Origin of the sequence: Escherichia sp. KCJ4928 (assembly GCF_004352695.1) — a bacterium.
Taxonomy (GTDB): Bacteria; Pseudomonadota; Gammaproteobacteria; order Enterobacterales; family Enterobacteriaceae; genus ECMA0423.
In genome coordinates, this window is sequence record NZ_SJWV01000857.1 from 1 (window position 1) to 255 (window position 255).

The following is a 255-nucleotide window of genomic DNA, read 5'->3' on the forward strand; positions in this document are numbered from 1 at the left end:
GTACCGTTCGCCCTCCGGGGTGCTTATCACGAAGCCGCACGACTCCGCTGGCGCACACCGCCGGGCATGCGCCAGAATCGCTGATTCAGTCTGTGTCATAAAACGGGATTTACTGCGAAAGTTTATTGATGGAAAGGAAACCGCCGAAATTAGCCACCATGCCGCGCATCTCACACCCGCGCATGCATTTACTGCATCTGTCCTTCCGGATATCCGTGGTGGGGTTGTCGAACTCATCCGCCACTGCCGGACCGT

2 pseudogenes are annotated in these 255 nt (G+C 57.3%); both read right to left on the minus strand.

Annotated features, from left to right (window positions below):
* Nucleotides 1-99, minus strand: a pseudogene (locus E0D98_RS27095) (phage tail protein); the annotation flags it as partial.
* A gap of 10 nt (nt 100-109) precedes the next feature.
* Nucleotides 110-255 (minus strand): annotated as a pseudogene (locus tag E0D98_RS27100) (phage minor tail protein L); the annotation flags it as partial.